Source organism: Bradyrhizobium sp. 25ACV, assembly GCF_054863005.1.
Map to the genome: position 1 here is coordinate 566,646 of NZ_JAVAYO010000001.1, position 13,606 is coordinate 580,251.

Genomic DNA, 13,606 nt, shown 5'->3' on the forward strand with positions numbered 1-13,606 from the left:
GAATGACGGTCAGTCACGATGACGGCAGCGTAGAAACAAAAGGCCCGCCGAAGCGGGCCTCAAATTTCAGTTTTCACCCAGGGCGCCGGATCAGGCGGTCTTGTTGTAGACCTTGGCAAAGTTGTCCTGAGCGGACTTCGCACCGTTGGCCGCGAGCTGGCCGAAATAGTCGGCGGTCGCCTTGGCACGCGAGACGAACACTTCGCCGCGGGCGCGGAGCAGGCTCGACTGGATCTCGACGGCTTCGCTGACCGACTTGGCGGAAGCGAGCTTGTCGATGCCGGCGAAGAACGCCTGGGCGTCGTCATAGATCGCCTGCTGAATGTTGCGGCTGATCTTGCCGGCCTCAGCGACGGATTCGGTCACCGCGTTCTCGACGGCGGCGGTCACGCGCTCGGAGCCTGCGAAAGCCTCCGCAGCACGGTCCTTGGCGGTGTTGGCGGTCTTCTTGACGAACTCGCGGGCGGCCTCGGGAACTTCCAGGTTCTGGATGTTCTTGAAAGCGTCCTTGAAGCCTTCGAAAGCGGTGTTGGTTTCGGTGGTCATGGGGTTCTCTCCATCCTCATTGTTTGAGCTATGGGCTCACCCCGTCCGCATTGGCCCGAGGCACGGCTGATATGGCATAGTTAATTGTGCGATGCAATATTATTATTGCACTGCGATATCACGAAACTGTGAACAGCCTTAACAGAAGGCAATACGATGCCTCCATGGCCAAGCAGGTTCCCGGAAAGCGGTTTGGGACCTCTCCCCGTTGCTGGACGGCGGTCCTAGTGCTGGACGGCGCCTGGCAGCCCGTAGGCCTCCATCTGGGCCTGGACCTGCGCGATGTTGTGGCCGAGCACGACGATGTCGTGGGTCTTGCCGTCGACGTCCCGGACATGGTCGCGCAGCAGCGCCTCGGCCTTAAAACCGAGGCTCTCGAACACGGCGATCGCAGCCTGCTGGTCGACCGTCATCTGAACCGAAAGTTTCTCCAGGCCCGCGCCGAGCGCGAGCGCAAAGGTCTCCTGCGACAGCGCCCGCCCTACCCCCTTCCCGCGCACGTCGAGCGAGACCACCATGCGGATCTCGCCGACATGGGGTGACCAGGAGTGCGGATCGCGCACCAGCGTGCCGCAGCCGACGACCTTGCCGTCCCTGACCGCAAGCAGGCTCGTAATCGCGCCACGCTCGATCTCCTTGACCCAGGCCGACAGCACCTTCGGCTCGCTGATATTGCGCGGCAGAAACAACAGGTCGTGGGTCGGCAGGCCTTTGCCGAAGGCGAGCACCGCGGCTTCATCCGCGGGCGACATCAGGCGAATCTCGATATCGCCGGCGTCGGTCTTGACGTGGCGCGGATAGGAACGCTGCTCGCTCATGTCGATCTCTTCCCTAGCCAGGAATCCAATTTCGGCCACAGCCGCTTCACGGCGTTGGCTCCCGCGACGAGCGAGACGTGACCGCCCTTCAGCATCACCTCTTCCTTGTCCGCAGATCCAATCTTCGCGATCAGGTGCTTGGCGGCGTCATACGGCACGATGTGATCATGCTCGGCGACCGCATGCAGAATCGGCACCTTGATGTTGTCGAGCTTCGCAGGCCGGCCGCCGACCGACATGGTGTCGTTGAACAGCTTGTTGTCCCACATCAGGTCCTTGGTGATGGCGCGGAAATACTCGCCCGCCAGCGGCAGCGTGTCGGTCGCCCAACGGTCGAACATGCGGTAGGACTTGACGAACTCGTCGTTCCAGATGTTTTCCCAGAGCTGGATCTGGCTCACCGTGCGCGAGGCCGGACGCAGCATCTCGAACGAGGACAGGATCATCTCCGGCGGCACGTTGCCGACACTGTCGACGAGTCGGTCGACGTCGAAATAGCGACGGTCGGAGAAATTCGAGAACAGCTTCATCTCGCGGAAGTCGATCGGCGTGGTGAAGCAGATCAGGTTCTTCATCGGCCCATCCTTGTGGATCGCGCCGTAGAGCAGTGACAGCACGCCGCCGAAGCAATAGCCGATGACGGAGACGTCCTGCTCGCCGGAATCCGCCTGTACGCGGCGGACGCAGTCAGGGATGAAGTCGAGGACATAGTCCTCCATCCGCAGGTTCTTCTCCTCCGGCCGCGGCGCGCTCCAGTCGAGCATATAGACGTCGTAACCACGCTTGAGCAGGAATTCGATAAAGCTCTGGCCGGGCACGAGGTCGAGGATGTAGCCGCGGTTGGTGGTGGCCATCACGATCAGCACCGGCACGCGGTAGATCTCGTCCGACATCGGCCGATAATGATAGAGATTCATGGTGCCGCGCGAATGCAGCACGTCCTTGGGCGTCGATCCAAGTGATGGACCCGAGGTCGAGAAATATTCGACGCCCTTGATGCTGCGCTGGATGGCGCGCTGCACCTCGCTCTGGATGCGTTCCGGGATAGATGCGAAATCAAGTCCGGGAGCTGCATTCATGCCTGCTCTCCGCCCTCAGACGGCGGACGCTTGGTGCGCGGCGGCCGCAATGCGGAATCGGCCCCCTGAGACACGCCGGCACTTGCAGCCATCTGGCTCAGCAGCGACTTGATCTCACCGATCTGGCCTTCGATAGCTTGCAGCCTTTCGGCAAGGCCTGTGACCTGCTCGCGGCTCGGCAGGTTCATGGAGACCAGGTACTTCTCCATGAGTTCGCCGAGCTGCTTCTGAGCACCTGCAGCAACTCCCCCCGCGCGGTTCATCGCCTGCGAAAACTCGGGCGACGACATGGCCTGGTTGGCGAAGGAGTTGAACCCCTTCTCCATCTCACCAACCATCTTTTGCCACATGGCGACCGGGTCATAGGTCTTGTCGGTCATCGGCGTCCTCCAGGTGTCGAGAGCTTCGATGCCCTTCTTTTCGCCATACCACACCGTTGCGCCGTGCCGGTCAACCGGCAAGCAGCGGCTCGGTGCCGCGTGCGGCTTTCATTGCAACGGGAAACCGTGCGATACACAATCGAGCAAAAGCCAAGGGAAAGCGCCCGTGAACGCCCATCAGCCGCCTCAGACCGTCCGCGCCAACGGCATCGACATCCGCTACGAGATCTTCGGCAGCGACAATGCCGAGCCGCTGCTGCTGATCATGGGGCTCGGGGCGCAGATGATTCATTGGGACGATGCGTTCTGCGAGCAGCTCGCCGCACGCGGCTTCCGCGTGATCCGCTTCGACAATCGCGACATCGGCAAGTCGAGCCACCTGACGGGCGGCAAGCGGTTGACCCCGCTCGAGCTACTGAAGCTGCGATTCTTCAGGATTCCCGTTGCCGCAACCTACAAGCTGATCGACATGGCCAAGGATACGATCGGGCTGATGGATTCGCTCGGCATCAAATCGGCGCATCTTGTCGGTGCCTCCATGGGCGGCATGATCGCGCAGGAGGTGACGCTGTCGTTCCCGCAGCGCGTGCGCTCGCTGACCTCGATCATGTCGACGACGGGCAATCCGCGCGTGCCGCCGCCGACGCGCGAGGCCGCCGCAATGCTGATGGCGCCGCCGCCGCGCAGCAAGGAAGAGTTCATCGTCCGTTACGGCCAGACCTGGAAGGTGTTGCGCGCCGGACATTTTCCGGAGGAGGAAGCGCTCGACCCGGAACGCGCCGAGCGCGTGTTCGCGCGCGGGCTCAATCCGGCCGGCGTCGGCCGCCAGCTCCGCGCCGTGCTGGCGTCCGGCAGCCGCAAGGAGCGGCTGCATGCCGTGCAGACGCCGACGCTCGTGATCCACGGCACCGTCGATCCCCTGGTCCGTCCCGAAGGCGGCAAGGACACCGCCGAGTCAATTCCAGGCGCAAAACTGTTGATGATCGACGGCATGGGCCACGCGCTGCCGATGCGGTTCTGGCCTGAGATCATCGGCGCCATCGACAAGCACGCGCATGGCGCGGCCGCGCAGGCAGCTTAACTCTTCTTCGCCATCCAGATCACGTGGCGCGCGCCGCCGCCTCTGCCGGTGGCGCGGACGGCGACTTCATTGACGTCGAAGCCCGCGCGCTTAAGGCGCTTGGTGAAGGCGGGATTGGGTCCCGACGACCAGACGGCGAGCACGCCGCCCGGCCGCAGTGCTGTCTTCGCCGCCGCCAGCCCGCTTGCGCTGTAAAGCGCATCATTGCCTTTGCGGGTCAGCCCCTCCGGCCCGTTGTCGACATCGAGCAGGATAGCGTCGAAGGCCGCGCTCTTGGCACGGATGACTTCACCAACATCGGTTTCCCGGATGCGGACCCTGGCATCATCGAGGCTGTCGCCGAAGACCTCCGCCATCGGGCCCCGCGCCCACGTGACCACCGCGGGGACCAGCTCGGAGACCACGATCTTCGACTTGGCTCCAAGCACGGTGAGTGCCGCACGCAGCGTAAAGCCCATCCCGAGGCCGCCGATCAGGACAACGGGCTTGGCGACCGTCTCGATCTGCTTCGCCGCGAGCGTTGCGAGCGCGGCTTCCGAGCCCGACAGGCGGTTGTTCATCAGCTCGTTGGTGCCGAGCTTGATGGAAAACTCCTTGCCCCGCCGCATCAGGCGGAGCTCTTCGTCGGAGCCGGGGATTTTGGCGGTGTCGATTTTTTCCCAGGGAATCATGGGAGACGTTTAGCACGATCGAGCGAACAATCACCCGCCCGCCCAGACGTCAAGCACATACCGGTTCTTCGTCCCCATCTCCTCGATCCAGCGCGCAGCTGCGGCCGCGTCGCTGCCGCTCTTCTCGCGATGGATTGCGACCAGCGCCGCCTTCACATCGGGCTCCATCTTGCCGCCGTCGCCGCAGATATAGATGATCGCGCCCTGCTCGATCAGCGGCCAGACCTTGTCCTTCTGCGCGGCGAGCAGGTGCTGCACATAGGTCTTCGGTCCGTCCGCGCGCGAGAACGCAGTGAAGAGTTCCGTGATGCCGCTCGCCGCCAACGCCTTCAGCTCGTCCGCGTAGAGAAAATCCTGGTCGGGATGGCGGCAGCCGAAAAAAAGCATCGCGGGTCCGAGGCTGGCGCCCTTCACCTTACGCGCGGCGCGTTCCTGAAGGAAGCCGCGGAACGGCGCGAGGCCCGTGCCGGGGCCGATCATGATGATGGGCACCGAGGGATCGTCGGGAAGCCGGAAGCCGGCCTTGGTCTCGCGTACGGTGGCGTAGATCGCATCGCCCGCGCGACGGTTGGCGAGATAGTTCGAGCAGATGCCCTTGTAGGTGCCGCGGCCGGAGGCGGCCGGCCCTTCGACCACGCCGACCGTGACACTGCAGCGCGCCGGCTCGACCGACGGCGAGGACGAGATCGAGTAATAGCGCGGCGCCAGCAGCGAGAGCATTTCGAGATAGACGTGGAACGGCAATTCGCAGGCCGGATATTCGAGCAGCAGGTCGAACACCGATTTGCGCCTGGCCAGAATCTCGCCGCGGTAACGCTCGAGCGGCTCAGCCTCCTCGCCAACGAAGGCCAGCAGCTTCGGCTTGGTGACCGGACAGCGGGTGTGCTCGGCCATGATCTGGATCTGCTTGCGCGTCGCGACCTGCTGCAGCTCGACGAACTCGCTGAGCAGGCGGCCGACCGACACGGCATCCCCCACCGGCAATTGCGCACGGCGGCCCTCGGCGACCTGAAGCCTGATCTGGTCGGCAGGCAGGAAGCCGAAGCGGCGGGCGACCGAATCCACCAGCGTCGGATCGTTGCGCGGCACGACGCTTAGGTGATCGCCGACGCGGTAGCTGACGTTAGACGGCAGCTGCACCTCGATATGGCGTGTCGAGCGCTCCGACGGATTGGACCCGCTCTTGTTCTGAAGCTCGTCATTGGCCAGCACCTTCATCGCCACGGCCCCGCCCTGGGCGACGATGGTGTTGACGGCGCTCGCCGCCACCGGCTCGATCGCATAGAGCGGATCGTCCTCGGCGGTGCGGGTGAAATTCCAGTCGATGCCGAATTCCTTGGTCGCGACCTGGGCCGCTGCCGGGAACCACTTCTGGAACTGGCCGTCGAGATCGCTGCGCGCATCGCCCTCGCCGCGCGGATAGACCGCGCGCGCGCCATGCGCCGACAATTGCTCGTCGATCAAACGCGGCACCGATTGATAAGTCGCTGCCCAGTCGCTGTTGCCGCAGCCGAACACGGCGTAGCGCACGCCGGCAAAGGCATCCTTCGGCAGGTCGCCGCCGAGCCATTTGACGAACTGCGTCGCGTTATCAGGCGGCGCGCCGTTATAGGAGGCGCAGATGATCAGAACGCCGCCCTCCTGCGGCAACTTGCCGACGTAATCGTCGAGCGGGCCGAGATGCACGGCAAAGCCATTGATCTCGGCGAGATCAGCCATGCGCGTCGCGAGCTCCTCGGCGGTGCCGAGATTGGAGCCGTAAAGCACCAGCATCGGCGTGTTATGGCCGGGCCGGGCCGTCGGCTGGCGCGGCGCCTTCGGTGCTGAAGTAGCGGCCGCGACTGGCCCGCCATAGGCGCCACGCTCGCGATCAGCGCGCGGACGCACCCTGATCTTGAAGCCTTCCGGCTTCATCGTCAGGGTTTCCTTCAAATGCATCTGGTAGCGCTGGTGATCGACCAGCTTGAACCGCTGCAGGATCATGCCGAGCGCGAGCGCGGCCTCGTGCATGGCAAAGCCGCGGCCGATGCAGGCGCGCTGGCCGTTGCCGAACGGCTTCCAGGCATTGACCGGCCGCTTGGCCTCCGCCTCACGGCTGAAATTCTCGGGATCGAACGCATCCGGATTTGGCCCCCAGACGCTGGGATCGCGATGCAGCGCCGTCACCAGGATGGTGGTGAAGGTGCCCTTCCGGAGCTTGTACTTGCCGCCGCCGAGCGTCTCGTCCTTGAGCGGCGAGATGCCATAGGCCGGCGCCGGCGGCCACAGCCGCAGCGCCTCTTTCAGGATCTGCGTGATGTAGGTGAGCTGCGTCACCTGCTGGTAGGTCGGCTTCGCGTTGACGTCGGGGCCGAAGACACGATCGACCTCGTCATAGGCCTTCTTCAGGATCTCCGGATGCTTGAGCAGCGCATAGAGCGTGTAGGACAACAGGCCGCTGGTGGTCTCGTGGCCCGCGATCAGGAAGGTGTTGATCTGGTAGCGGATGTTGACGTCGTCGAGCTGCTCGCCGGTCGAACGGTCGACACCGGTCATCATCGCGGCCAGCATGTCCTTCTTGTCGTCGATCCCTTCCGCGCTCTTGCGGCGCTCGGCGATGATCTCGTCGACCATCTTGTTCATGAAGGCGACGTCTTCGGCGAGCGTCTTGCGCCGCTTCTGCATCCAGAGCTGCTCGAACGGCAGGCCGCGGGTCATCATGATGGTTTCGAGCGAGCGCACCAGCGACTCGACGAAGGGATGGTAGTCGCGCCGGTAGAACGAATTGAAGCGATACTCGAAACCGCACAGGCCGATCGTGTCCAGCGTCAGGGCGGTCATGTCGTGGACGACGTCGATCTCGTCATCGGCGTTGAGCCGCTCCCATTTCTGGACGAGCTGCTCGGCGATATCGACCATGCTCGGGTGGTAGGACTGCATGGCGCGGTTGCCGAACGGCTGGAGCAGGATGTTGTGCGCCTTGCTCCAGTTCGGCTCTCTGGTATCCGCCGTGAACAGCCCGTCGCCGCCGACCGCGCGTACGCGCCGCAATGCACCGCGCACCGTCTTGTCGAAGCGCTTCTCGTCGGAGAGTTCATCGACGAGATCGTGGCCTGAGACGACCACGATCGGCGAGCCCATCATGTCGAGCCAAAAGATCGGACCGAGCTCCTTGGCGAGCCGCGTCAAATGCTGCACCGGCGCGGCCGAGTCCAGCGACAGCATGTTGCCGACCACCGGCTTGGTCGGCGGATGCGGAATCGGGTCCAGACGGTTCTTGGATGACATTGACGTGCGTTTCCCCCTGCCTTGCGTCATTCCGGGATGGTCCGAAGGACCAGACCCGGAATCTCGAGATCCCGGGTTCGATGCTATGCATCGCCCCGGGATGACGTCTGCGTCCTCACCCAAATCGCCTTCTACGCCATTCGATCAGCTTGGCGCTGACCTCTTCCGGCTTCTCCTGCTGCGTCCAATGGCCGCTATCCTTCACCAGATACTTCTCGAGGTCGGGGATCAGCTTGTCCATGCCGTCGGCGGAAGACGGCGGCAATACCGCGTCGTTCTCGGCCATGATCATCAACGACGGCACCCGCACCGTATGATCGAGCCCTTCGGCGCGCGTCCAGTTGCGCGACATGTTGCGGTACCAGTTGATGCCTCCGGTAAAGCCGGTCCTGGTGAAATTGTCGACGAACACCTTCTTTTCTTCCGGCGACAGGATCGGCGTACGCGGATCATGCTTTGCGTCATAGCTGGCGATCATCTGCGGAAACGCCAGATTGAGCCGCGGAGAAGCGCCGACGCCGGCAACCACCTCCTCTGCCGGCGCGTCGGCCGGGCGCGGCGCCGGCTTGCGCATGAACGCGTCAAAAGTCTGTTCGACGCGACTTCCGAAAATCCTGTCGGGCTCACGCGCCGGGTCCTGGAACTGCACGATGTACATCTTGTCGCCGAAGCGCGCGCGCAAGAGCTCGATCGGATCGGCCCAGGCACGGTTGGTATGCGGCGTGTTGATGCCGACCACGCCCGCCACCCGGTCGATGTGCCGCAACGGCATCTGCCAGACGATGAAGCCGCCCCAGTCGTGACCGACGAAGACTGCCTTGTCGATCTGCAAATGGTCGAGCAGCCCGACGAGATCACCGGTCAGGTGCTCGATGTCGTAATCCTCGACCGCCTCGGGCCGGTCGGTCGCGCCATAGCCGCGTTGGTCGGGCGCGATCACGCGGATGCCGGCGTCGCTCAGCGCTTTGATCTGGTGGCGCCAGGAGAAGGCGAGCTCGGGCCAGCCGTGGCACAGCACGATCGGTGGCGTGTCCGTGATCGGGCCAGCCTCGTAATAGCCCATGCGGATTCCGTTCGTCTGCACGAACTTAAGCGGTGGCATTTCAATCATCGAACCATTCCTACTCAGCGGCACCCTTGATGTCGGTCGCCGGCGGCGCGTAGGCCGCCTCCAGCGCGGCGAACTCCTCCGGCAGCATGTCGCACATCACCTGCACATGCGGAATGATGTTGGCGCCGACGATGAAGCCGAAATCGAGCTGGTCGCGATAGCTCTGCACGGTGATGTTGAGCGCCTGCCCATGCGTCGAGATCGACACCGGGAAGATGTGCAATAGCTCCGCGCCGGCAGCGTAAAGCGTCTGCCGCGGCCCCGGCACGTTGGACACGGTGATGTTGGCGGCCGGCGGCAGCACGTCCGACAGGTTCGAGCGGCTGTAGAGCAACGCCAGGATCTGCACCATGATCGGCGCGCCCAGCATCGAGATGTTGGAGACCTGGGGCATCAGCGCGCGCAACGGATGCGACATCTCCTTGGACTTGGTCGATTGCGCGATGATGGCTTCGAGCCGCGCCTTGGGATCGTCGATGTTGGTCGCGATCGAGCAGATCATGCCGAACACCTGGTTGTTGGCCTCGGTGTTGCCCTCCTCGCGCAGCGAGATCGGCACCGCCGCGGTCAGCGATTTCGCAGGCAGCGTGCTGTACTCCTTCAGGTAGCGACGGACCACGCCCGAGGCGAGCGCCAGCACGACGTCGTTGAGCTTGCCGCCGGCCTGCTTGGCCAACGCCTTGGCCCGCGACAGCGGGATCGAGACGCCGGCAAAGCTCCGCTCCGAGGAGATGGTCTTGTTGAGCATGGTCGGCGGCGACACCATGCTGGCGAGACTCTCGCGCGACTTGGGATCGGCAACCTTGCCGAGCACCTCGGAGACGCTCTTGACCATGGTCGGGATATTGCCCGCGAAGCGCACCGCGCTCTCGATCTGATACATCGCGTTGTCGAACAGGATCGAGCCGATGTCGCTCTTGCCGGTGCGCGGCAATTGCAGGTTCTGAGCGGCCTTGCCGGCGTCGAGCGGCTGGTTGAACAGCTGCTGGTAGGAATCGAGCAGGTTCGCCGCGATGTCGCGCGGCTCCTGTCCGGGCTTGCTGCCAGCCGCCGGCGGATCGACCTTCCGCGGGATCGGCGAGATGTCGTAGATCATGTTGGTCAGCGCCGCACCAGCACCGCCGTCGATGGCGGCATGGTGCATCTTGGAATAGAGCCCGACCTCGTTGTCCTTCATACCCTCGAACACGTAGAACTCCCAAAGCGGGCGAGCGCGGTTCAAGAGCTTGGCGTGCATCCAGCCGACGATGCGCTCCAGCGTGGCGCGGTCGCGCGGCTGCGGCAGGCTGGCGCGGAAGATGTGGCGATCGATGTCGAACTGATCGTCCTCGACCCAGGAGGGGTGATCGATGTCGAGCGGCGCCTTCTCCAGCCGCGCCTTCAAGATCGGCGCTATGTGCAGGCGCGAGACGATCATCGCCTTGAAGTCTTCGAAGAAGTCGCCCTTGTAGTCGTCAGGCAAGCGAAAGATCGCCATGCTCCCGACATGCATCGGCATTTCCGGCGTTTCCAGATAGAGAAATGACGCGTCCAGCGACGACAGCTTCTTACCGTCAGCCATAGTTCCCTCCCGCAAGATTTGACGGGCGCCTTGGCCAGCGCTTCTCGTCAGGCCGATACTGCCTGTTCCGGCGGGGCATATGCAATGGCAAACGGCCCGGCCCGGTCAAATGGCGAGAATTCCCCCTCCGGTTGCGCCAGGCGGTCGGCCACGGCCCACAGCGCCGCAGGGTTCACCCCGAGCCCGATATGGCTCGCCAGATGCACCTCGATGTTCTCGGCACGGTCGGAGGGGCGCAAGAGACAGGTCCGCCAATTCACGACACCGTCAGCCCGCGAATAGATCGACGTCGCCGGCACCGGAAGATCGCCGGCGATCGCCTCGCGCAGTTCGGCGAAATCCTCGACCCGTTCGCCGGACAGCGCCTCGTAGAGCCGCGTGGCGTTGGTCGCCCGCACGTCATTGGCAAAAGGGCTGCCGAGCGTGACGACATAACGGACCATGTCGGGCGCCTGGAGCGCGAGATCGCGGGCATAGACGCCGCCGAGGCTCCATCCGACCAGGCTGACCTTGCGTCCGCTCGCAGCATGGATTTCGGCAAGACGGGCGCGCAGCGACTGGCGCATCCGCCCCAGGCCGCCGAGATTGCGGCCCATCCGCCAGGCATGTGCCTCATAGCCGAGCTCGGCGAGATAGCGCCGCATCGGGGCCATCGAGAGGTCACTGGCCAGAAAGCCCGGCAGCGCCAGCACCGGATGACCGTCACCCCTGGGCGCGCGCATCAGGACTGGCGACAGCAGCAGGCTCGCATTGAATTCGAACAGGCCGCGCGCTTCTGCAAGCAGCAGGGCGAGGCCCGGCGGTCGAAGCCCGCCCGGCGCCTGCCGCCCGTCCGGCCCGGACGACATTATTTCTTCTTGTCGCTGCTGCGCGTGCCGCCGAGGCCCGCCATCGTGACGAACATGTCCTGAAACCGCTCGGCGATCTTGGGATCGAAGGTGAACCAGCTCTGGATCAGCGATTCCGGCGAGACCTTCTCGATATTGCTGAGCACCTGCTGCTGCAGCTTGTCCATCACTGCCGTCTGCATCGGCCCCACGTCAGGCAAACCGAAGAACTGGCGGGCCTCGAGGGGGGTGCAGTCGATTTCGATATTTACTTTCATGTCCCCTCCGGATGAGATTCGAGCGGCCTGTCGGCAGTATCGCCGCGAGTTGTGGTGCGACGCAAGCGACCTGATGCCGGCGCGACATGCCCCGTCCCGCAATCGGCCGATATAGTCAACCAAAGTCGAAAGACGCGGTCCTCCATGCCAGGCGGCATGGTCAGCATTGCTGCACAGCGGTGCAACTTGGCGCGTTCCTTGCTGGAATGGCGCTTGCACCGGTCGAGAACTCTGGGCAACATGGATCAATCAGCCCTGCCGAACAATCAAAAATCATCGGCACGGCAGAGTGGAGAGGGTCAAGAATGTCAGTCGGTCGAAGTCTGTTTGCGGCGACGCTCGCCGGTACGCTTGCGTTGACGGTCGCGCCGGCGTCGAGCCAGACGCTGCGTTATGCCAACCAGGGTGACCTGAAATCCCTTGATCCCTATACGCTGAACGAAAGCACCACCCACGCCCATCTCGGTCACGTCTATCAAGGCCTCACCGCGCGCGACAAGGACCTCAAGATCATTCCGGCGCTGGCGGAAAGCTGGGAAACTCCGGAGCCGACCCGCTGGCGCTTCCATTTGCGCAAGGGCGTGAAATTCCACAACGGCGACCCCTTCACCGCCGACGACGTCGTGTTCTCCGCCGATCGCGTCCGCAAGAAAGGGTCCAATATGCAGACCCGCCTTGCGCCCGACGTCAAGGTCGTCAAGGTCGACGACTACACCGTCGACTTCGTCCTGCCTTCGCCCAATCCCATCCTGCATAACTCGTGGGATGTCTGGTACATCATGGACAAGAAATGGGCTGAGGAGAACAACGTCGTCGATCCGACGCCGGTGGCGGCGACCACGCCGAGCTACGCCTCGCTCCACGAGAACGGCACCGGTCCGTTCACCATCGAAAGCCATCAGCCCGGCGTGAAGACGGTTTTCAAGGCCAACCCCAATTACTGGGGCAAGGTCGAGGGTAACCTGAAGGAGATCGTCTTCACCCCGATCGCTTCGGATGCCACCCGTGTCGCTGCGCTGCTCTCGGGCGAAGTCGATGTCATCGAGCCGGTGCCGATCCAGGACATCTCCCGCGTCGATTCCAGCCCGAACGCCCAGGTGCTGAAGGGGCCGGAGCTGCGCACCATCTTCATCGGCTTCGATCAGATGCGCGATGAGCTGCTCTACTCCAACATCAAGGGCAAGAACCCGTTCAAGGACGTCCGCGTCCGCGAGGCTTTCTACAAGGCGATCGACATCGAGCTGATCAAGAAACGCGTGATGCGCGAGCTGTCGACGCCGTCGGCGCTGATGATCGCTCCGGAGTTGTTCGTGCTGTCCAAGGAGTTCGCGCGGCCGAAATTCGACCCTGATGGAGCCAAGAAGCTCCTGACCGAAGCCGGCTATCCCGATGGCTTCGAGGTCACGATGGATTGTCCGAACGACCGTTACGTCAACGACGCCGCGATTTGCCAGGCCGTCGTCGGCATGCTTGCCCGCATCGGCGTCAAGATCAACCTGCTGGCGCAGCCGAAGGCGCAGTACTTCGCCAAGGTGCTGAAGCAAGGCGGCTACCAGACCTCGTTCTACCTCCTGGGCTGGACGCCGAGCACGATGGACTCCCACAACGTGCTCTACGACATCATGGGCTGCCGCGACGATGCGAAATCCTCACGCGGCGAGGCCAATCTCGGCGGCTACTGCAACAAGGAGTTCGACGCCATCACCGACAAGGTGCTGGTCGAAACCGATACTGCCAAGCGCAACCAGCTGATCAAGCAGGCCTACGAAATTGGCAACAAGGACTGGTCCTACATCCCGCTGCACCAGCAGGCGCTGGCCTGGGGCGTGTCGAAGAAGGTCAACCTGCCGCAGCGCGCCGACAATCTGGTCATGTTCCATTGGGCGTCCAAGAAGGAATAGCACCGGTTGAACACGAGGTCCCGGCGGCGTCAGGCATCCGGGACCTTTCCTTTTCCGGCTGACAAAGACGTCGACCGCACGCACAC

12 protein-coding genes are annotated in these 13,606 nt (G+C 63.7%); 2 read left to right on the forward strand and 10 right to left on the reverse strand.

The genetic code is table 11. The annotated features are described in order from the left end of the window. Window positions 1–90: 90 nt before the first annotated feature. From RAD04_RS02470 to RAD04_RS02485, 4 genes are all read right to left on the reverse strand, one after another. Window positions 91–546: a phasin gene (locus RAD04_RS02470; RefSeq protein ID WP_092259565.1), complete on the reverse strand. Its 456-nt coding sequence runs from the start codon at window positions 544–546 to the stop codon at window positions 91–93. A gap of 224 nt (window positions 547–770) precedes the next feature. After that, window positions 771–1,364, reverse strand: coding sequence for a GNAT family N-acetyltransferase (locus RAD04_RS02475; RefSeq protein WP_161966493.1), 594 nt, complete (start codon window positions 1,362–1,364; stop codon window positions 771–773). Continuing rightward, window positions 1,361–2,443, reverse strand: coding sequence for a PHA/PHB synthase family protein (locus RAD04_RS02480; RefSeq protein WP_461622489.1), 1,083 nt, complete (start codon window positions 2,441–2,443; stop codon window positions 1,361–1,363). Before RAD04_RS02480 ends, RAD04_RS02475 begins: the two co-directional genes overlap by 4 nt. Next, window positions 2,440–2,823 carry a hypothetical protein gene (locus tag RAD04_RS02485; protein WP_461622490.1) on the reverse strand — a complete coding sequence of 128 codons (384 nt, stop codon included), beginning with the start codon at window positions 2,821–2,823 and terminating at the stop codon, window positions 2,440–2,442. Before RAD04_RS02485 ends, RAD04_RS02480 begins: the two co-directional genes overlap by 4 nt. 166 nt (window positions 2,824–2,989) lie before the next feature. On the opposite strand from RAD04_RS02485, the gene RAD04_RS02490 reads away from it, so the two are divergent. Further along, a complete protein-coding gene (locus tag RAD04_RS02490) occupies window positions 2,990–3,904 on the forward strand; it encodes an alpha/beta fold hydrolase (RefSeq protein WP_461622491.1) in 915 nt (304 codons plus the stop codon). Here the strand turns inward: RAD04_RS02490 and RAD04_RS02495 are convergent. From RAD04_RS02495 to RAD04_RS02520, 6 genes are all read right to left on the reverse strand, one after another. Continuing rightward, entirely contained in the window at window positions 3,901–4,575 is a 675-nt protein-coding gene (locus tag RAD04_RS02495; protein ID WP_461622492.1) for a spermidine synthase, read from the reverse strand. The genes RAD04_RS02490 and RAD04_RS02495 overlap by 4 nt on opposite strands. Window positions 4,576–4,605: 30 nt before the next feature. Beyond that, on the reverse strand, window positions 4,606–7,842 hold the full coding sequence (locus RAD04_RS02500) for a bifunctional cytochrome P450/NADPH--P450 reductase (RefSeq protein ID WP_461622493.1): 3,237 nt from the start codon (window positions 7,840–7,842) through the stop codon (window positions 4,606–4,608). 115 nt (window positions 7,843–7,957) lie between these two features. Then, window positions 7,958–8,953 (reverse strand): alpha/beta fold hydrolase, encoded by a 996-nt coding sequence (locus tag RAD04_RS02505; protein WP_461622494.1) that lies wholly within the window; start codon window positions 8,951–8,953, stop codon window positions 7,958–7,960. 10 nt (window positions 8,954–8,963) lie between these two features. Further along, window positions 8,964–10,514 (reverse strand): WS/DGAT/MGAT family O-acyltransferase, encoded by a 1,551-nt coding sequence (locus RAD04_RS02510; protein WP_461622495.1) that lies wholly within the window; start codon window positions 10,512–10,514, stop codon window positions 8,964–8,966. A 47-nt stretch (window positions 10,515–10,561) separates the two neighbouring features. Continuing rightward, entirely contained in the window at window positions 10,562–11,362 is an 801-nt protein-coding gene (locus tag RAD04_RS02515) for an esterase/lipase family protein (protein WP_461622496.1), read from the reverse strand. Next, the gene (locus tag RAD04_RS02520) at window positions 11,362–11,619 is read right to left on the reverse strand and encodes a DUF6489 family protein (RefSeq protein ID WP_028135213.1); all 258 of its coding nucleotides are present in this window, start codon (window positions 11,617–11,619) and stop codon (window positions 11,362–11,364) included. The genes RAD04_RS02515 and RAD04_RS02520 overlap by 1 nt, the downstream gene beginning before the upstream one ends. 305 nt (window positions 11,620–11,924) lie before the next feature. Here RAD04_RS02520 and RAD04_RS02525 point away from each other — a divergent pair, with 305 nt between their 5' ends. Beyond that, window positions 11,925–13,520 (forward strand): ABC transporter substrate-binding protein, encoded by a 1,596-nt coding sequence (locus RAD04_RS02525; protein WP_461622497.1) that lies wholly within the window; start codon window positions 11,925–11,927, stop codon window positions 13,518–13,520. Window positions 13,521–13,606: the final 86 nt, after the last annotated feature.

Bases quoted from the DNA above. Each gene is read 5' to 3' on its own strand.
- RAD04_RS02470 (WP_092259565.1), bottom strand. From the start codon at position 546: ATGACCACCGAAACCAACACCGCTTTCGAAGGCTTCAAGGACGCTTTC.
- RAD04_RS02475 (WP_161966493.1), bottom strand. From the start codon at position 1,364: ATGAGCGAGCAGCGTTCCTATCCGCGCCACGTCAAGACCGACGCCGGC.
- RAD04_RS02480 (WP_461622489.1), bottom strand. From the start codon at position 2,443: ATGAATGCAGCTCCCGGACTTGATTTCGCATCTATCCCGGAACGCATC.
- RAD04_RS02485 (WP_461622490.1), bottom strand. From the start codon at position 2,823: ATGACCGACAAGACCTATGACCCGGTCGCCATGTGGCAAAAGATGGTT.
- RAD04_RS02495 (WP_461622492.1), bottom strand. From the start codon at position 4,575: ATGATTCCCTGGGAAAAAATCGACACCGCCAAAATCCCCGGCTCCGAC.
- RAD04_RS02500 (WP_461622493.1), bottom strand. From the start codon at position 7,842: ATGTCATCCAAGAACCGTCTGGACCCGATTCCGCATCCGCCGACCAAG.
- RAD04_RS02505 (WP_461622494.1), bottom strand. From the start codon at position 8,953: ATGATTGAAATGCCACCGCTTAAGTTCGTGCAGACGAACGGAATCCGC.
- RAD04_RS02510 (WP_461622495.1), bottom strand. From the start codon at position 10,514: ATGGCTGACGGTAAGAAGCTGTCGTCGCTGGACGCGTCATTTCTCTAT.
- RAD04_RS02515 (WP_461622496.1), bottom strand. From the start codon at position 11,362: ATGTCGTCCGGGCCGGACGGGCGGCAGGCGCCGGGCGGGCTTCGACCG.
- RAD04_RS02520 (WP_028135213.1), bottom strand. From the start codon at position 11,619: ATGAAAGTAAATATCGAAATCGACTGCACCCCCCTCGAGGCCCGCCAG.
- RAD04_RS02525 (WP_461622497.1), top strand. From the start codon at position 11,925: ATGTCAGTCGGTCGAAGTCTGTTTGCGGCGACGCTCGCCGGTACGCTT.